The organism is Ruegeria sp. K11, assembly GCF_056531905.1.
This window is the reverse complement of sequence record NZ_JBQFMP010000009.1, coordinates 38,025-55,293: the sequence shown is the minus strand read 5'-3', so window position 1 is coordinate 55,293 and position 17,269 is coordinate 38,025. Positions and strand designations below refer to the sequence as shown.

The window sequence follows — 17,269 nt, the reverse complement described above, 5'->3', positions numbered from 1 at the left end:
TCAGGCGCACCCTGCCAAAACTTGCGGGATTTGTCATCCCCTTTTGAGACTTCGTTTTAATCCGCCAGCAAATCTTCGCGGTTCAGCGCGAAATCCGAGGCGATCCAGCGCGCCTCAAGCTCAGCCAGTTTTGCGCCCAGCGCGGGGCCTGAAAAGGCGGGGATCAGATCGGCAGCCTTGATCGGAAAACTGGCCGCGGCCCCTTGTTCCAGGGCGCGGGCAAGGTCGTTTGACCATGGCTGTTCCAGAAACGCACACCGCAACAGGGTTTCGTGTAAACCGCCTTCGGACCCATAGCGATAGCCGAGTTCCGCGACGCTGGTGGTCGCCATTGCCTCGTCTCGCATCCGGGTCAAACGCTGCAGCTGAGCCTTGCTGAGCCGCAGGGTCTTGGCGACCTCCGGCGGGGCGATCGCGGCCAGACGACGAATCGGTTCAGGTGCGGCGTGGGCGTCCTGTTCCAGCTGGATCAGAATGGCCAGCGCCCGGTCATCTGTACCCGGTAGCAGCTGCGCCAGAACCCCGGTGCTGCGCATCGCCGCCACCGAGGGCGCGGGATCAGGGGCCGCCAACAGTTTCAGCATCTCGGACCCGACGCGTTCGCGAGAAAGTGTCTCTAAACCGTCCAGATTTGCCGCAATCGCAGCCAGCGCATCGGGGTCGAACCCGTCCTCGGCATCGCCGTACCACGCGTGAAACCGGAAATAGCGCAGGGACCGCAAGTAGTCCTCGCGAATACGATCCTGAGCCTCGCCGATAAACCGCACCCGACGCGCCTTCAGGTCTGGCAGACCGTCCAGCGGGTCAAGGATCGTGCCATTGGGTCGGGCATAAAGGGCGTTCATGGTGAAATCGCGGCGCGCGGCGTCCTCTTCCACCTTGTCCGAAAACGCGACGACTGCCCGGCGGCCATCGGTTTCGACATCGCGGCGAAAGGTGGTGACCTCATGCGGGATGCCATTGCTGACCACGGTGATCGTCCCATGATCAATCCCCGTGGGGATCGGTTTCAGCCCGGCCTGCTGCGCAAGTCCCATCACCCGTTCGGGCCGCGCATCGGTGGCAATGTCGATATCCGAGACCACAGCCCCCAACAACGCATTGCGCACGCAGCCGCCCACGAACAACGCCTGCGCGCCGCCCTTGGTCAGCGCGGCACAGACCGCTTGCGTTGCCGGTTCAGAGATCCAGTCTTCAGTGATCTTCTTCATTCGCTCATCCGTGCGGCCAACCCACGCAGCATCCGCGCCGTCGCGCCCCAGATGTAATAGGGACCATAGGGCACGGCAAAATAGTAGCGCCGCTGGCCACGCCACCGGCGCGATTCAACTACATAATTCACCGGGTTCAGCAGATGTTCAAGCGGAACCGAGAACACCTCGTCCACTTCGCCCGGCTCGGGTACGGGTTGAAACGAATGTCGCAGGATCGCGACGACAGGCGTGACGTTGAACGATGTAACCGTCTCATGTTCCGGAAGAAAACCAAGCACTTCCGGCAAGTCTTGAGGCAATCCGATCTCTTCCTGTGCCTCACGCAGAGCGGTCGCGGTAACGTCCAAGTCACCCCCGTCCTGCTTGCCTCCGGGAAAGGCGATTTGGCCGGGGTGGTGTTTTAAAGCGGACGACCGTTTGGTCAGAATGACACGAGGAAAGCGACCCGTGACCGAGATCGGAACCAAAACGCCCGCCGAACGTAACTTGCGGCCTTCGGGCAGCACCCTGTCCGGATTCAGGTCAAAATCGCTTGACCCCGCGCCGGGGCGATCGAGCGCCGCCCGCAGCTGTTCGACCGTATCAGTCTTTGTCCGCATCGAAACCCACGGTATTGGGGTCCAGCACGTAATGGGCGCCACAGAACTGGCAGTCTGCGGTGACCTTTCCATCATCCGTGGTCATTTTTTCGATATCCCGCGCGGAATAGATCGACAGGCTCTGGCGCACCCTATCTTCGGAGCAGGTACATCCGAACTGCACAGGCTGGGCATCATAGACCCTTGGTTGTTCTTCGTGGAACAGCCGGATCAGCAGATCGGTCGGCGCGATTGAGGGACCGATCAGTTCCAGATCCTCGACCGTGTCCAACAGGATGTTCACGCGGCCCCAATTTTCACCCTCTTCCCCATCAACCAGATCATTGGCCGTCAGAATCTCGCCAGTGCCCTCGGCTGACGCCGCAAAAGGCGAAGCTTTGGGCATGTGTTGCAACATCACCCCGCCCGCGCGCCAATGCTCGCCGACACCCGGTTCCGTGGATCTTCCGAAGCTCAGCGAAAACCGAGTGGGCAACTGTTCGGATTGCGCAAAATACGCCTCGGCGCACGCACTGAGCGAACCACCCGCAAGAGGGGTTATCCCCTGATAAGGCTGGGTGCCTTCACCCTGATCAATCAGGATCGCAAAATACCCGTCACCCACCTGATCAAACGGCGCGCTATCCGTCAGCTTGTCCCGATCGAAACTGGCATAGGCACGAATGCGCGCCGGTTCGCCTTCGGTCTTTGGCGCGTAGTAGTCGGTGGCAATCATCCGTACGGCACCCTTGGACTGCACCTGAAGCGACAGCTTCCAACGTAACGAGACTGTCTGGCCGATCAACGCTGTCAACAAAGCCATTTCAGCGACCAGAGCTTCGACCTTCTCGGGATAGTCATGCTGCTTCAGGATGCCATCCAGCACACCGTCCAGACGGGCGACACGACCGCGCATATCCGATACATCAAGTTGAAAGGGCAGGACGGTATCGTCCCACGCGATTTTCGTTCCAAGAGACATGGGGTTTCCTTACACGCCACAGGTTGGCATACCGCCACCATATAGGTGGATCATTTTGGGTTGAAAGGGGCCATACATGATCAGGCGGTTCGGCGAAAGCCCACAATCAGGCCGAAAGTACATCCGACGGGTTGGGGTATACGCCCTGCTCCCGCGCGAAGCGCATCTGTTGCTGACGTGCCAGATGGAGCCGGGACCTGATCTGCAATTGCCTGGCGGCGGTATTGATCCCGGCGAATCGCCCATCACCGCCCTACATCGCGAAGTGTTCGAGGAAACCGGTTGGCGCATTGCCGATCCCCGCAAGGTTGGGGCTTTCCGTCGGTTCACCTTTATGCCCGAATATGATCTGTGGGCGGAAAAGATCTGCCTGATCTACCGTGCCCGACCGGTTCGCCGCCTTGGCCCGCCGACCGAGCCTTTTCACGAGGCGCTTTGGATGAGCTGCCCCGACGCTGTGCAAATGCTGGGCAACGGTGGAGATCGGCATTTCGCCAGTCTCCACCTCCAGGAGCTTCAGGCGCCGTGATATTCAAAGAACACAGCCGACAGGTCGTCGTCCATCCCCTGATCAGGCGCCATGGCTTGCGTGAGACGCCAGAACATATCGTCCAGAAACTCGGCCCCATGTCGGGTCGAAACACATTCTGACGCCATGCGGCGAAGGCCGTGTTCGTCCAGCAGACCGCCTCCCTCAATGGGACATTCCGTGAACCCGTCGGAATACAACAGCAGCTTGTCACCGGGGTTCAGGTATATATCGATCTGATGAAATGTGGCATCCGGTAACAAACCCACCGGCAAACCGCCGTCACCCAGAAACTCAGCGCTTCCGTCAGCGCGCAGAAGCAGCGGATGGGGGTGTCCCGCCTGCACCATTTTCAGATGTCCGTTGCGCAAATCGACGATGGCATAGACCATGGTAAAGTATTCTTCGATCCCCGCGTCTGCCATCAGGCGAGAATTCAGGGTCGCGGCCACCTCTTCCGGAGGGAGGAGAGCATAGAACTTGTTAAATCTCCGTTCCATCGCGACATTTTGATCGAAATGCTGACTGGACAGATACCCGCCCAGCCGCGCCGTCATCATGGCCGAGGTGATCCCGTGCCCTGACACATCGATGCTGTAAAACCCAAGCCGGTTCACACCCGGAGAGAACATGCCCACCAGATCCCCCCCGATATGACCACAGGGTTTAAGCAAGAGACTAACCCGAGAGTTTCCAAAGGCGCGGGTCAGTTCGGGAACGAGCGATTCCTGTATCTTACGTGCCTGTATCAAATCCTTGTCGATCGCATCATGGGCCAGTTTCAACTCGTCCAACGCCGCCTCGATCATGCGGTTTTTCTCGGACAGTTCGCGTTGCATGTCCAGAATGCGCGCACCCGCCGATATCCGCGCGCGCAGCTCGTCAGCCTCAAGCGGTTTGATCAGGAAGTCATCGGCACCCGCATCCAGACCCCGGGCCACTTCCTGTTTTTCACTTTTGGACGTTAACAGAATGAAATACGTGTATTCATCCTTCTCCAACTCGCGAAACGCGCGGCAGAATTCAAGCCCACCCATACCCGGCATCACCCAATCGCTAAGCACCAGATCCGGCAGCCCGCTGGCGCAGACGGTCATCGCCTCTTCGCCGCTGCTCGCCTCAAGAACCGTAAAACCCCATTTCCGGAGCGAGGCGACAAGGATGCGCCGCTGCAATCGGCTGTCATCGACAACAAGAACCGTGCGGATCGCACCAAAATCCAGCTCGACCCTGGCGTCTGATAAGCTGGTTTCCGACACGAAGTTCCCTGCGCTTTGTCCTTGTTTCCTTCCGCAAACGCTAGTGCCCAGAGTTTAACATTGCGTGAAAACCAAAGAGCACGCTGCCCTTAACCCAGCATTTACCCCTCAGCCGCTAAACAGAGCGAGGACGGAGGATGCATATGATACACTGGTCCAGGGTCAGACAATTGCACGATGAAGTTGGCGCAGAGGAATTCGGCGAAGTTGTCGAGATTTTCCTGGAAGAGGTGCAAGAGGCACTACAGCGCCTACGCGCAGATACCCAACGGCTTGAGCTGGAGCAAAATCTGCATTTCCTGAAGGGCAGCGGATTGAGCCTTGGATTCGCGCAGTTTTCCGGCCTGTGTCAGGACGGTGAAAGATGCGCTGCCGCCGGCCGCGCCGAAGAGGTGGATGTTCCGGCCATCGTCGCCAGTTTCGATGCATCCCGATCCGCGTTTGAGGTCGGGTTGCGGGAAAACCTGTCATGGCTCAGATCACGAACTGCGCCAGCGTCTCGTCTTCGGTAATATCCGTATAGGTAAAGCCCGCCTCATCCAGATGGGCAAACAGGCGCATAAAATTCTCCGGCTTGCGGGTTTCAATCCCGATCAGGACCGAGCCGAAATTACGGGCGGATTTCTTCATGTATTCGAAGCGGGCGATGTCGTCTTCAGGACCCAGAATACTCAGGAATTCCTTCAACGCCCCGGGGCGCTGCGGCAGGCGCAGGATAAAGTACTTTTTGACGCCGGAATAACGCTGAGCGCGCTCTTTAACTTCGGGCAGACGCTCAAAATCGAAATTTCCACCCGAAGTGACGCAGACGACCGTTTTGTCACGGATGAAACTTTGCACATCGCCAATAGCCTCAATCGCCAGCGCGCCGGCGGGCTCCAGCACAATGCCTTCGACATTCAGCATCTCGATCATGGTGGTGCAGATCCGGTCCTCGGACAGGACCAGAACGTCAGACAGGTGGCGCGATTTCAGCAGCTCGAAAGGCTTCGCCCCAATCCGGCCCACGGCAGCACCATCGACGAAATTATCCACGCGATCCAGCGACACCGGATGCCCCGCCGCCATCGCAGCATGCAAACAGGCGCCGCCTTTAGGCTCAACAAACAGGCAATGCGTACGATCTCCGAACCACGTCGCCACGCCCGAGGACATGCCGCCCCCGCCCACTGGAAGGATGACGTGATTGGGCAATGCCCCCAGTTGCTCTTCGATCTCTACGGCCAGAGATGCCTGCCCCTCGATCACATCCTCATCGTCGAACGGGGACAGAAAATGCCCGCCCTGCTGGGCGCACCATTTCTGCGCGGCGGCCAGCGTGTCGTCGAAGTAATCGCCGGTGAGGTGGATTTCGATGTTGTTGCCGCCAAAAATGCGGGTCTTCTGGATTTTCTGCTGCGGCGTGGTGACGGGCATGAAGATCACACCGCGCACGTTCAGATGTTTGCACATATAGGCCACACCCTGCGCGTGATTGCCCGCGCTGGCGCAGACAAACAGCTGCTGCCCGGTCTGCTTGCGCATCGCATTGAACGCGCCACGAATTTTGTAAGACCGCACGGGGCTGAGGTCTTCGCGTTTGAGCCAGATATCGGCCCCATACCGGTCCGACAGATGGGCGTTCCGCTGCAAAGGCGTTGCGGGAAACACAGAGCGCATCGCCTGTTCGGCGGCGCGGGCGCGGGTCATGAAATCACTCATGGCCGTTTCCCTGCCGTATCAGTGCGAAAAGGGCAAGGAATACATATGTGTGCCGCGCTCAGGTAAGTTCCCGTTTTTCGGCGCAAACGCCATAAAGCGTGGTCAAAATACTCAAAGCCATCATTGTGACAATCCACTGAACAACAGCATTTACCAAGATCTCCAAAGTGGCCGAGAATACGCCAACAAGCCCAGAAACGAATCCAACGGCAAAAGCAAACGCGAGGAAAATGGCAAGGGTCAACAATATCGCACCGGCTATAGGTCCAGTTACGCGCCACGCATCTCCAAGTGTCATCTTGTTGTTCACTGCGCTTGCCGGAAGAACCAAGCTTAGGCGTTGAATGATCCAAATCATGCAAATAAAACCGATCACCATCACGGCTGCGCCCAACGGCCATCCCAAAAGCAAGCCCATGCCAACTGCCAAACCAAATATGACCGCAGCCAGCAATCCAAGCAACAATGCCCACCAAAAATAAGCCAGTATCCTCGAGCCGTCAAACGAGGGCATCGCGCCTTCTGGATATTCTTCAAGCAGACAGTACCGATGCCAGGACACTGCGACCCAAAGGGCCGCAACATAGTTCAGAATCGCCAGAGCAACGACGCCGCCAAAATCGCCTTGCTCGCCGGTAATGAATTCGGCACCAACGACAAAATACAGTAAGATCCGGAATAGAGAAACCACGATAATTGGGGATGAAATTCGTACCGCCGTGCCCGGATCGTGAAAAACCATGCGAAACGCATGCACAAAAATCTTCCAACCCAGCATCTCTAAACCCGCCTCTCAACCAATCCTTGTTCTCTATCCGCCCGTTTCACCCTAATTCCCGCCCAGCGTCAACGCAGATAACTTGCCCCCGGTTTCAAAACCCGCTAGGGGCCAATCGTCTTACGCATAAGGGGAAGTCAGATGTCCGCGCCCAAGAAAGTTGTTCTGGCCTATTCCGGTGGCCTTGATACCTCGATCATTCTGAAATGGCTGCAGACCGAGTATGGTTGTGAGGTCGTGACCTTCACCGCCGATCTGGGTCAGGGTGAGGAACTGGAACCCGCCCGTAAAAAGGCTGAGCTGCTGGGGATCAAGCCCGAGAACATCTATATCGAGGACATCCGCGAGGAATTCGTCCGCGACTTCGTCTTCCCGATGTTCCGTGCCAATGCGCAGTATGAGGGGTTGTATCTGCTGGGCACTTCGATCGCGCGGCCACTGATCTCAAAACGTCTGGTTGAGATTGCCGAAGCGACCGGCGCGGATGCCGTGGCCCATGGCGCGACCGGCAAGGGCAACGATCAGGTGCGGTTCGAACTGGCCGCTTATGCCTTGAACCCAGACATCAAGGTGATTGCCCCCTGGCGCGAATGGGATCTGACCAGCCGCACCAAACTGCTGGAGTTCGCCGAACAAAACCAGATTCCGATTGCCAAGGACAAGCGCGGCGAGGCTCCGTTCTCGGTCGATGCGAACCTGCTGCACACCTCGTCCGAGGGCAAGGTTCTGGAAGACCCCGCCGATATGGCGCCCGACTATGTCTATCAGCGCACCGTCCACCCCGAAGATGCGCCGAACCAGCCCGAATTCATCGAAATCGGCTTTGAAAAAGGCGACGCGGTCAGCATCAATGGCGAAGCGATGAGCCCCGCGACCATCCTGACCAAGCTGAACGAATATGGCGGTAAACATGGCATTGGCCGTCTGGATCTGGTCGAAGGCCGTTTCGTCGGTATGAAATCGCGCGGCATCTACGAAACCCCCGGCGGCACCATCCTGCTGGAGGCGCACCGTGGCATCGAATCCATCACCATGGACCGCGGCGCGATGCACCTGAAAGACCAGCTGATGCCGCAATATGCCGAGCTGATCTATAACGGCTTCTGGTACAGCCCCGAGCGTGAGATGCTGCAGGCCGCCATTGACCGCTCACAGGAGCATGTCACCGGCACCGTCCGCGTGAAACTGTACAAAGGTCTGGCCTCGACCGTTGGCCGCTGGTCGGATCACTCGCTGTATTCCGAGGCGCATGTAACCTTTGAGGAAGACGCTGGCGCCTATGACCAGAAAGACGCGGCGGGCTTTATCCAGCTCAATGCGCTGCGCCTGAAACTTCTGGCGGCGCGCGACAAGCGGTTGAGCAAGTAACAGCGTTCAACCCGAATAGGACCCCGGTGCCCCGAAAGGTGCCGGGGTTTTTCTTTGGCCACTTCCCGTTTGGTCAGGCTTGCCCGTGGCACGCAGATGTCTTTACCCATGGGTCAACTTGGGAAAGGACAGATCATGCAGGACATCGCCGACGGAATTCAGAAAGGCCTGGACGGCAAAAGCTTTGACGGATCGCTGAAATTCGACTGCGGCGCGGACGGGGTGATCGTGCTGGCCGAGAACTCTGCCTCGACCACGGATCGCGAGACCGATTGCACCATTCGGATTTCGAAAGACAACCTGACCAAGCTGCTGACCGGCAAGCTGAACCCGATGACCGGCGTTGCGTTGGGCAAGCTCAAGATCTCGGGCAATATGGGCGTGGCAATGAAGCTGGGGCAGCTGCTGGGATAAACTCGTCTCACCACCGCGTGACAAACCATGTCAGCGGATTGCGCCGGACGCAAAGACAAGGCAGCCTTACTCTCAGAAGGAGACTTGCCATGACCCGGACTGCTTACCTCGACTACATTAAGCCGACGCTTCTGTTCGCATTGATCATGCTCGCCGCCATGTTGCGGGCCTTGCCCGCACCTGCTGCAGGGACCGAGACCCTGACAGTGGCCGGTGGATGCTTCTGGTGCGTCGAATCCGACTTTGAATCCGTACCCGGCGTGATTGAGGCCGTTTCCGGCTTTACCGGCGGTAAGGCGGCCAACCCAAGCTATGACCAGGTATCAAAGGGTGGAACCGGCCATTACGAAGCCGTTCAGATCACATATAACCCGGCACAGGTTTCGCGCGAAACACTGTTGAACATGTTCTTCCGGTCAGTTGATCCCACAGATGCCGGTGGTCAGTTCTGTGACCGGGGCGACAGCTATCGCACGGCGATTTTCGTCTCTAACGCTGGCGAAAAAGCAATTGCGCAGCGGGCGAAGACAAACGCACAAAACGCTCTGGGCCAAACTGTTGTCACCCCAATCCTGCAGGCCGGAGCCTTCTATCCCGCCGAGGAATACCACCAGGATTACTACAAGGGGAACAAGCTGGTCTTTACCCGCTTTGGTCCCAAACGGCAGCACAGCGCATACAAAGCCTATCGCAAAGCCTGTGGACGCGATGACCGCGTAAAACAGCTGTGGGGGAACGAAGCGCCATTCACCGGGTCTTAATCGAACCGCGCCTCGAGAACCTCTTTCAAATCGGGGATGACATCAGCTGTACCGTGCCGCGTGACCATCAGGGCCGCGGCACGGTTTGCTTGAGCAATCGCCTGTGTCATAGGCATCCCGCGATCCATCGCCGATAGAACGTAGCCGGTGAACGTATCACCCGCCCCGGTCGTGTCCACCGCCTGCACTTTGTGTGCCGGGAAATCTGAAGTCGATCCACGGTGATAATAGCGCGCGCCTTCCGCGCCCATCGTGACGATGACATGCTCCACGTTCAGGTTAGTCACAGAAAGCCCCGTCGCCTGATGCAATTGTTCAGCCTCGACTTCATTCAGGATCAGGAAATCGAGATAGGGCAAAACGTCCTGCACCGCATCGGCCTGAAAAGGAGCGGCAGCATAGCAAATCGTCAGACCCAGCTCATGTCCCATTTTTGCGGCCTCAACCTGCAGGTTGGTTTCATTCTGCATCGCCAGCAGATCGCCACGAGTGGCTGACGATAACGCCTGCCCCAACTGATCGGACGAGATCTCTTGATTGGCGCCAGGGAACAGAATGATATTGTTCTCGCCCTTTGCATCCACGGCAATAATGGCGTGGCCAGTCGGTATCTCGCTCTGTGCGATGTGACGGGTGTCCACCCCATATTCCGTCAGGCGTTCGCGCGCCCAGACCCCGTCTTTTCCAATGGCGCCGACATGCGCGACCTGCGACCCGGCACGCGCTGCAGCCACCGACATATTTGCACCTTTACCGCCCAGAAAACGATCCAGACGGTTTGCGGCAAGGGTCTCGCCCGGCCCGGGCAGGTGCGGCACGTCATAGATCATGTCCGCGTTGATCGATCCGAGGTTCCAGATCGTCATGGCTTACCCGAGATATCGCACGAGGCCAGAATGGCCATGTTCAAGATATCGTTTGCTGTCGAGACGGTCGAACAGATCTGAATCGGCTTGTCGACGCCGGACAGGATCGGGCCGATCACTGTGGCCCCACCCATTTCCTGCATCAGCTTGGTCGAGATACTGGCCGAGTGCCGCGCCGGGACGATCAGGATATTGGCCGGGCCGGTCAGGCGTTGGAACGGATAGGCGTCTTGCTGATCCACGTTCAGCGCAACATCGACGGTCATTTCGCCCTCATACTCGAAATCGACACCGCGCTGATCCAGCACTGCGGGCGCGCGGTGCATCTTTTCCGCGCGTTCCGATACCGGATAGCCAAAGGTCGAGAAGCTGACAAAGGCCACGCGCGGTTCCAGCCCCATGTGGCGGGCCACAGCGGCAGCACGTTCGGCGATATTGGCCAGGTCGTTCTCGTCCGGCCATTCATGCACCAGAGTATCGCCAATCAAAACGATTCGCCCTTTGTGCAGCAAGGCGGTCACTCCCGCCGCACCATTCGCCGCATCTGCGTCAAAGACGTGATTGATCCGGTCCAGCGCATGCGCCGATTTCCGGGTGGCCCCTGTCACCAGACCGTCGCCATGCCCATGCGCCAACATCAGGGCAGAAAAAACATGCCGGTCGCGCGCCGCGAGGCGGTGAATATCTTTGCGGTCAAAGCCTTTGCGCTGCAGGCGCTGGTACAGAAAATCCTTATAGGCATCCAGATGCATGGTGTTCGCGGCGTTGACCACTTCCAATTCGCGCACCGCATCGCCAAGGCCCGCCTCTTCCAACTGCTGCTTGACCTCTTCTTGCCGACCAACCACCAGCGCTTTACCAAAGCCTGAGCGTTGGTACATGACAGCCGCGCGCAGCACGCGGGGATCGTCGCCTTCGGCAAAGATCATCCGACTTTGCGCGGCACGGGCCCGGGCGTTCAAGCCGCGCAGGATGCTAGCGGTCGGATCCATGCGGGATTTCAGGCTTAGCTCATAGGCGTCCATGTCGATGATCGGACGCCGCGCGGCCCCGGTATCCATCCCGGCCTTGGCTACGGCAGGCGGGATGCGGTGGATCAGGCGGGGATCAAACGGTGTCGGGATAATGTAATCGCGGCCAAAGGTCAGCGATTTGCCATAGGCCATCGCGACCTCATCCGGCACATCCTCGCGCGCCAGATTGGCCAACGCATGGGCGCAGGCGATCTTCATCTCGTCATTGATGGCACGGGCATGGATATCCAGCGCGCCCCGGAACAGGTAGGGAAAGCCCAGCACATTATTCACCTGATTGGGGTAATCGCTGCGGCCCGTTGCTACGATGGCATCGACGCGCACTTCATGTGCTTCTTCCGGCGTAATCTCAGGGTCGGGGTTTGCCATCGCGAAGATCACCGGATTATCGGCCATGCTGGCAACCATATCCTGGGTCACCGCGCCTTTTACCGACACACCAAGGAACACGTCGGCCCCTTTCATCGCCTCTTCAAGCGTGCGCAATTCCGTCGAAATCGCATGGGCCGATTTCCACTGGTTCATCCCCTCGGTCCGACCCTGATAGATCACACCTTTGGTGTCGCAGACGATACAATTCTCATGGCGCGCGCCCATCGACTTGAGCAGTTCGATACAGGCGATCCCCGCAGCCCCCGCGCCGTTCAAAACGATCTTCACATCCTCAATCTTCTTGCCCGAGATATGCAGCGCATTCAGCAGACCCGCAGCACAGATCACTGCCGTGCCATGCTGATCATCGTGGAAGACAGGGATATCCATCTCTTCCTTCAGGCGCTGTTCGATAATGAAACATTCGGGCGCTTTGATGTCCTCAAGATTGATGCCGCCAAAAGTCGGCCCCATCAGCTTGACCGCGCGGCAAAATTCATCCGGGTCCTCAGTGTCCAGCTCAATATCGATCGAGTTCACATCGGCGAAGCGTTTGAACAGGACGGCCTTGCCCTCCATCACCGGCTTACCGCCCAACGCACCTAGATTGCCAAGACCCAGAACCGCCGTCCCATTCGAGATTACGGCGACCAGATTGCCCTTGTTGGTATAGTCATAGGCGGTCTCAGGCGCTTCGGCGATGGCTTCACATGGAACAGCGACGCCGGGGCTATAGGCCAGCGACAGATCGCGCTGGGTGGTCATGGGAACGGTGGCCTGCACCTCCCACTTGCCGGGGGTGGGTTCCAGATGAAAGGCCAGCGCCTCTTCTTTGGTGATCTTCGTTTTGGGCATGGGAAATGTCGTTTCTTTGCAAGTTAGGGCCATCGCGTCATAGCGCAGGCCGCCCCGCGCCTCAACGGGAATAGATTTCGCCTTTCGCAGCAAGGGTCGGGTTTGTAAGGTCGCCCGGAATTCGCCAGAAGGGAACAGCCTTGTCCACAGTCACGCCGATGATGGCGCAATATCTCGAAATCAAAGAGGCCCATGCCGACGCCCTGCTGTTCTATCGCATGGGTGATTTCTACGAGATGTTTTTCGACGATGCCGTCAACGCAGCCGAGGCGCTGGACATCGCCCTGACCAAGCGCGGCAAGCACAATGGCACGGACATTCCCATGTGCGGCGTACCGGTTCACGCAGCCGAAGGCTATCTGCTGACCCTGATCCGCAAGGGCTTTCGCGTGGCTGTGTGTGAACAGATGGAAAGCCCGGCTGAGGCGAAGAAAAGAGGCTCTAAATCGGTTGTAAAACGCGATGTCGTGCGTCTGGTGACCCCCGGCACACTGACCGAGGATGCGTTGCTTGAGGCTCGCCGCCACAACTTTCTCGCCACCTACTCGGCAGTCCGGGACGAGGCCGCGCTGGCCTGGGCCGATATCTCGACCGGTGCGTTTCACGTCATGCCGCTGACGGGCGCGCGGCTCAGCCCCGAGCTGGCCCGACTGGCCCCGTCCGAGCTGATCGTGGCCGATGGATCCCAGCAGGACCTTCAGGACCCGGCGCGCGATCTGGGGATTTCACTGACCCCCATCGCGCGGGCCAGCTTTGACAGCACCGCGGCAGAAAAGCGCATCTGCGCACTGTTCAACGTCGGTGCGCTGGACGCCTTTGGCGCATTCACCCGCGCCGAAGTGTCCGCCATGGGCGCGCTGATCGACTATCTTGAGATCACGCAAAAGGGCAAACTGCCCCTGCTGCAAACGCCTTTGAAGGAATCCGAAGACCGCGTGGTGCAGATTGACGCTGCCACCCGCCGCAATCTGGAACTGACCCGGTCCCTGTCTGGGGGCCGCGCGGGTTCGCTTCTGTCGGTGGTAGATCGAACCGTGACACCGGGCGGCGCGCGCCTTCTGGAGCAACGCCTGTCCAGCCCATCGCGCAACCTGGATGTGATCCATGCTCGGCTGGACGCGGTCAGCTTCGCGGTTGAGGACAGCCTGATCGCCTCGGACTTACGCGAAGCGCTACGCAAAACCCCCGATCTGGACCGCGCCCTGTCGCGGTTATCTCTGGACCGCGGCGGCCCCCGCGATCTGGCCGCGATCCGCAACGGCCTGACCCAAGCCTCCGCGATTGCCGGGATTTGTGAAGAGCAGGACTTGCCCCGCCTGCTAACCACCGCACTGCAAAACCTTGTCGGCTTCGACGATCTGTTAACCCTGCTGGATGAAGCTTTGGTTGCCGAGCCCCCTTTGCTGGCCCGCGACGGTGGTTTCATTGCACCGGGGTTCGACGCCGAACTGGACGAGGCCCGCACCTTGCGCGACGAAGGCCGATCCGTTATCGCCGGGTTTCAGCAGAAATACGCGGACCATACCGGCATCACCTCGTTGAAGATCAAGCATAACAACGTGCTGGGTTACTTCATCGAAACCACGGCCACCCATGCCGAGAAAATGCTGAACCCGCCGTTCTCTGAAACCTATATCCATCGCCAGACCACCGCCAACCAGGTGCGGTTCACAACGGTCGAACTGTCCGAGATCGAAACCCGCATCCTGAATGCCGGAAATCTGGCACTTGAGATCGAAAAAAGGCTCTATCAAAAGTTATCAAGCGAAATTCTGACCCAAGCCGCGCGCCTCAACCTGGCCGCCCGAGGCCTCGCTGAACTGGATTTGACCACAGCGCTGGCCGATCTGGCACGCGGAGAAAACTGGTGCCGCCCGCAAGTCGATACCTCTCGCGCCTTCGATATTCGCGGGGGCCGCCATCCGGTGGTCGAAAATGCCCTGCGTCAGCAAAGCGGCGACGCGTTCGTCGCGAATGATTGCGACTTGAGCGCGGAAGACAGACCTGCCATCTGGCTGCTAACCGGCCCCAACATGGCCGGTAAATCCACCTTCTTGCGCCAGAACGCGCTGATCGCTTTGTTGGCGCAAATGGGCAGCTATGTCCCCGCCGAACAGGCCCATATCGGCGTCATCAGCCAGCTGTTCAGCCGCGTCGGCGCGTCAGATGATCTGGCACGGGGCCGCTCGACCTTTATGGTCGAAATGGTGGAAACCGCCGCCATCCTCAATCAGGCCGACGACCGCGCGCTTGTGATCCTTGATGAAATCGGACGCGGCACCGCCACCTATGACGGCCTCTCCATCGCATGGGCCACGCTGGAACACCTGCACACCGCCAACCAATGTCGCGCGCTCTTTGCCACGCATTACCACGAACTCACAGCGCTGGCGGGAAAGCTGACAGGCGTCGATAACGCAACCGTCGCCGTCAAGGAATGGGAAGGTGAGGTCATCTTCCTGCACGAAGTCCACAAAGGCGCCGCCGACCGGTCTTACGGCGTACAGGTCGCACAACTGGCGGGCCTCCCAGCCTCGGTGGTTGATCGCGCCCGAACCGTCCTTGAACAGTTAGAAAAAACGGAACGCGAGGGCGGCAAGCAAAAAGCCCTGATCGACGACCTGCCTCTGTTTTCAGCCGCGCCAGCACCACCGCCCGCGCCCAAAGCCTCACCTGTCACCGACATGCTGAACGACATCCTCCCCGACGAACTCAGCCCGCGCGAAGCACTCGACCTGATCTACAAACTGAAAGAGGCGGCCAAACCCTGACCGCCCCTTCATCTTTTCAAAAATACTCTCGCCGAAGGCTTGGCCTCACAGAGGCCAATCAACTCGTAGGTGTCGACGACACCCCAACCTGCGCCGGACGCAACAACCGGTCATGCAACATGAACCCTTCAGCCGACACCTGAATGATATCCCCCGCACGGGTTCCCGGTACCGGCGCCTCGAACATCGCCTCATGCACATTTGGATCAAACCGGTCCCCGACCTGCGGCGTAATCACCTCGATCCCGTGCTTCTGGAACACATCTTTCAGCGCCCGCATGGTCAGCTCAACACCTTCCAACAGACCGGCAGCAACCTCTTTCTGCTCATCGGTTGCGGCCTCAAGCGCGCGTTTCATGTTGTCGTAAACCGGCAGCATGTCGCGTGCCAGTTTCGATCCGCCATACTGCTCTGCATCGCGACGCGCCTTGTCGCCACGTTTGCGCGCATTTTCTGCGTCCGCCAGCGCGCGCATGAACCGGTCCTTAAACTCGTCCCGCTCTGCCCGCAGCGCATCGATCTCCAGCGCCTCGTCGCTGATCTCAGCAAATTCCTCCGCCAGTTCTTCCGCTTCGGCGGACATGATATCGTCCAGAAATTCTTCGTTCTTGGGCTCTGCCATCTCTTACCCTCTAGCTCCGGTCGGATATCAGCTTGCCGACCAGTTGCGCCGTATAATCCACGATCGGCACGATCCGTCCATAATTCAGACGTGTGGGTCCGATGACCCCGACCGCACCGATTATCTTACGATCAGCGTTCATATAAGGAGACACCACCAAAGAGGAACCCGAAAGTGAGAAAAGTTTGTTCTCAGAGCCGATAAAAATGCGCACACCCTCGCCTTCTTCGGTCAATTCGAGGAATTCGGCGATATCACGTTTGCGTTCCAGATCGTCAAACAGGGTGCGAATGCGGTCCAGTTCCTCGGCCTCGCCCGGATCACCCAGCAGATTCGCCCGCCCCCGTACGATCAGACGGGCCGAGTCGCTGCCGTCCCCGTCCCAGGCGGCAATCCCGCTTTCGACCATCTCGCGGGCCAGGACATCAATTTCCTGTTTACGCGCATCGATCTGAGACAGCATCTGCTTGCGCACTTCACTCAGGGTCCGCCCCTCAATCAGCGCATTCAGGAAATTCGCCGCCTCGCGCATGGAACTTGGCGTCTGTCCGGGCGGCGGCGTGAATAGCCTGTTTTCAACATGCCCGTCCGAGAACACCAACACCACCAAAGCCCGGTCATGACCCAACGAGACGAACTCGATATGTTTGATCTCGGCCTCATGCTTGGGCGTCAGCACCAGCGATGCACCTTGTGTCACGTGTGACAAGGCCGATCCCACCCGGTCCAGCATCCCGCCCACATCGCCTGCGTTAGAGCCTAGTGTTTCGTCAATCTTCTGCCGGTCATCGACCCCCAGATCGCCGACCTCAAGCAACCCGTCCACGAACATGCGCAACCCTTGCTGCGTCGGTATCCGCCCCGCGCTGACATGCGGGCTGTCGAGCAGGCCCAGAAACTCAAGATCCTGCATCACATTGCGTACGGTCGCCGCGCTGACCTTTTCCGACAGGGTGCGGGTCAGGGTGCGGCTGCCCACCGGCTCACCGCTGTCCAGATAGCTTTCGACAATCAGCCGGAACACCTCACGCGACCGGTCGTTCATCTCGTTCAGAATCTTGCTTGCTTCGCTCATCCGTATCCCCTGCTGGGTCGTCATTAAATAGCAGGTATTCGAAAGGTCAATCGGGGTTGCATCGTAACGCCACGGGGCGGTATCCCCAAG

The 17,269-nt window shown here is 58.8% G+C and carries 16 protein-coding genes; 6 read left to right on the top strand and 10 right to left on the bottom strand.

The features are described from left to right. Positions 1 to 56 precede the first annotated feature (56 nt). From ACR0K4_RS15240 to hslO, 3 genes are read right to left on the bottom strand one after another with little or no spacing between them, the layout of a single operon-like run. Positions 57 to 1,211 carry a CCA tRNA nucleotidyltransferase gene (locus ACR0K4_RS15240; RefSeq protein ID WP_480854656.1) on the bottom strand — a complete coding sequence of 385 codons (1,155 nt, stop codon included), beginning with the start codon at positions 1,209 to 1,211 and terminating at the stop codon, positions 57 to 59. Then, positions 1,208 to 1,813 carry a CoA pyrophosphatase gene (locus ACR0K4_RS15235; protein ID WP_480854655.1) on the bottom strand — a complete coding sequence of 202 codons (606 nt, stop codon included), beginning with the start codon at positions 1,811 to 1,813 and terminating at the stop codon, positions 1,208 to 1,210. The genes ACR0K4_RS15240 and ACR0K4_RS15235 overlap by 4 nt, the downstream gene beginning before the upstream one ends. Beyond that, positions 1,797 to 2,774: an Hsp33 family molecular chaperone HslO gene (hslO, locus tag ACR0K4_RS15230; protein ID WP_480519783.1), complete on the bottom strand. Its 978-nt coding sequence runs from the start codon at positions 2,772 to 2,774 to the stop codon at positions 1,797 to 1,799. Before hslO ends, ACR0K4_RS15235 begins: the two co-directional genes overlap by 17 nt. A gap of 76 nt (positions 2,775 to 2,850) precedes the next feature. On the opposite strand from hslO, the gene ACR0K4_RS15225 reads away from it, so the two are divergent. Next, positions 2,851 to 3,303, top strand: a complete 453-nt coding sequence (locus ACR0K4_RS15225) for an NUDIX hydrolase (protein WP_480519781.1) — start codon at positions 2,851 to 2,853, stop codon at positions 3,301 to 3,303. Here ACR0K4_RS15225 and ACR0K4_RS15220 read toward each other — a convergent pair. Further along, the gene (locus ACR0K4_RS15220; protein WP_480854654.1) at positions 3,291 to 4,562 is read right to left on the bottom strand and encodes a PP2C family protein-serine/threonine phosphatase; all 1,272 of its coding nucleotides are present in this window, start codon (positions 4,560 to 4,562) and stop codon (positions 3,291 to 3,293) included. The genes ACR0K4_RS15225 and ACR0K4_RS15220 overlap by 13 nt on opposite strands. A gap of 143 nt (positions 4,563 to 4,705) precedes the next feature. Between ACR0K4_RS15220 and ACR0K4_RS15215 the strand changes: the two genes are divergently transcribed. Next, positions 4,706 to 5,074, top strand: coding sequence for an Hpt domain-containing protein (locus ACR0K4_RS15215; protein ID WP_480854652.1), 369 nt, complete (start codon positions 4,706 to 4,708; stop codon positions 5,072 to 5,074). Here ACR0K4_RS15215 and ilvA read toward each other — a convergent pair. Beyond that, the gene (ilvA, locus tag ACR0K4_RS15210; protein ID WP_480854651.1) at positions 5,037 to 6,263 is read right to left on the bottom strand and encodes a threonine ammonia-lyase IlvA; all 1,227 of its coding nucleotides are present in this window, start codon (positions 6,261 to 6,263) and stop codon (positions 5,037 to 5,039) included. The genes ACR0K4_RS15215 and ilvA overlap by 38 nt on opposite strands. Positions 6,264 to 6,321: 58 nt before the next feature. Further along, positions 6,322 to 7,041 (bottom strand): hypothetical protein, encoded by a 720-nt coding sequence (locus tag ACR0K4_RS15205; protein WP_480854650.1) that lies wholly within the window; start codon positions 7,039 to 7,041, stop codon positions 6,322 to 6,324. Positions 7,042 to 7,182: 141 nt separating this feature from the next. Between ACR0K4_RS15205 and ACR0K4_RS15200 the strand changes: the two genes are divergently transcribed. From ACR0K4_RS15200 to msrA, 3 genes are all read left to right on the top strand, one after another. Then, a complete protein-coding gene (locus tag ACR0K4_RS15200) occupies positions 7,183 to 8,409 on the top strand; it encodes an argininosuccinate synthase (protein ID WP_480854649.1) in 1,227 nt (408 codons plus the stop codon). Positions 8,410 to 8,544: 135 nt separating this feature from the next. Beyond that, entirely contained in the window at positions 8,545 to 8,823 is a 279-nt protein-coding gene (locus ACR0K4_RS15195) for an SCP2 sterol-binding domain-containing protein (protein WP_480854648.1), read from the top strand. 89 nt (positions 8,824 to 8,912) lie between these two features. Then, complete coding sequence (gene msrA, locus ACR0K4_RS15190) at positions 8,913 to 9,584, top strand: peptide-methionine (S)-S-oxide reductase MsrA (RefSeq protein WP_480519767.1); 672 nt, start codon at positions 8,913 to 8,915, stop codon at positions 9,582 to 9,584. Here the strand turns inward: msrA and ACR0K4_RS15185 are convergent. Next, complete coding sequence (locus ACR0K4_RS15185) at positions 9,581 to 10,450, bottom strand: ribokinase (protein ID WP_480854647.1); 870 nt, start codon at positions 10,448 to 10,450, stop codon at positions 9,581 to 9,583. The genes msrA and ACR0K4_RS15185 overlap by 4 nt on opposite strands. Next, on the bottom strand, positions 10,447 to 12,711 hold the full coding sequence (locus ACR0K4_RS15180; protein WP_480854646.1) for an NADP-dependent malic enzyme: 2,265 nt from the start codon (positions 12,709 to 12,711) through the stop codon (positions 10,447 to 10,449). The genes ACR0K4_RS15185 and ACR0K4_RS15180 overlap by 4 nt, the downstream gene beginning before the upstream one ends. Before the next feature lie 158 nt (positions 12,712 to 12,869). Between ACR0K4_RS15180 and mutS the strand changes: the two genes are divergently transcribed. Beyond that, positions 12,870 to 15,482 carry a DNA mismatch repair protein MutS gene (gene mutS, locus ACR0K4_RS15175; protein ID WP_480854787.1) on the top strand — a complete coding sequence of 871 codons (2,613 nt, stop codon included), beginning with the start codon at positions 12,870 to 12,872 and terminating at the stop codon, positions 15,480 to 15,482. A gap of 58 nt (positions 15,483 to 15,540) precedes the next feature. On the opposite strand, the gene ACR0K4_RS15170 is transcribed toward mutS, so the two are convergent. Next, positions 15,541 to 16,104, bottom strand: a complete 564-nt coding sequence (locus tag ACR0K4_RS15170; protein ID WP_480854645.1) for a nucleotide exchange factor GrpE — start codon at positions 16,102 to 16,104, stop codon at positions 15,541 to 15,543. Between the two features lie 10 nt (positions 16,105 to 16,114). After that, on the bottom strand, positions 16,115 to 17,179 hold the full coding sequence (gene hrcA / locus ACR0K4_RS15165; protein WP_480854644.1) for a heat-inducible transcriptional repressor HrcA: 1,065 nt from the start codon (positions 17,177 to 17,179) through the stop codon (positions 16,115 to 16,117). Positions 17,180 to 17,269: the final 90 nt, after the last annotated feature.

Bases quoted from the DNA above. Each gene is read 5' to 3' on its own strand.
- ACR0K4_RS15240 (WP_480854656.1), bottom strand. From the start codon at position 1,211: ATGAAGAAGATCACTGAAGACTGGATCTCTGAACCGGCAACGCAAGCG.
- ACR0K4_RS15235 (WP_480854655.1), bottom strand. From the start codon at position 1,813: ATGCGGACAAAGACTGATACGGTCGAACAGCTGCGGGCGGCGCTCGAT.
- hslO (WP_480519783.1), bottom strand. From the start codon at position 2,774: ATGTCTCTTGGAACGAAAATCGCGTGGGACGATACCGTCCTGCCCTTT.
- ACR0K4_RS15225 (WP_480519781.1), top strand. From the start codon at position 2,851: ATGATCAGGCGGTTCGGCGAAAGCCCACAATCAGGCCGAAAGTACATC.
- ACR0K4_RS15215 (WP_480854652.1), top strand. From the start codon at position 4,706: ATGATACACTGGTCCAGGGTCAGACAATTGCACGATGAAGTTGGCGCA.
- ilvA (WP_480854651.1), bottom strand. From the start codon at position 6,263: ATGAGTGATTTCATGACCCGCGCCCGCGCCGCCGAACAGGCGATGCGC.
- ACR0K4_RS15205 (WP_480854650.1), bottom strand. From the start codon at position 7,041: ATGCTGGGTTGGAAGATTTTTGTGCATGCGTTTCGCATGGTTTTTCAC.
- ACR0K4_RS15200 (WP_480854649.1), top strand. From the start codon at position 7,183: ATGTCCGCGCCCAAGAAAGTTGTTCTGGCCTATTCCGGTGGCCTTGAT.
- ACR0K4_RS15195 (WP_480854648.1), top strand. From the start codon at position 8,545: ATGCAGGACATCGCCGACGGAATTCAGAAAGGCCTGGACGGCAAAAGC.
- msrA (WP_480519767.1), top strand. From the start codon at position 8,913: ATGACCCGGACTGCTTACCTCGACTACATTAAGCCGACGCTTCTGTTC.
- ACR0K4_RS15185 (WP_480854647.1), bottom strand. From the start codon at position 10,450: ATGACGATCTGGAACCTCGGATCGATCAACGCGGACATGATCTATGAC.
- ACR0K4_RS15180 (WP_480854646.1), bottom strand. From the start codon at position 12,711: ATGCCCAAAACGAAGATCACCAAAGAAGAGGCGCTGGCCTTTCATCTG.
- mutS (WP_480854787.1), top strand. From the start codon at position 12,870: ATGATGGCGCAATATCTCGAAATCAAAGAGGCCCATGCCGACGCCCTG.
- ACR0K4_RS15170 (WP_480854645.1), bottom strand. From the start codon at position 16,104: ATGGCAGAGCCCAAGAACGAAGAATTTCTGGACGATATCATGTCCGCC.
- hrcA (WP_480854644.1), bottom strand. From the start codon at position 17,179: ATGAGCGAAGCAAGCAAGATTCTGAACGAGATGAACGACCGGTCGCGT.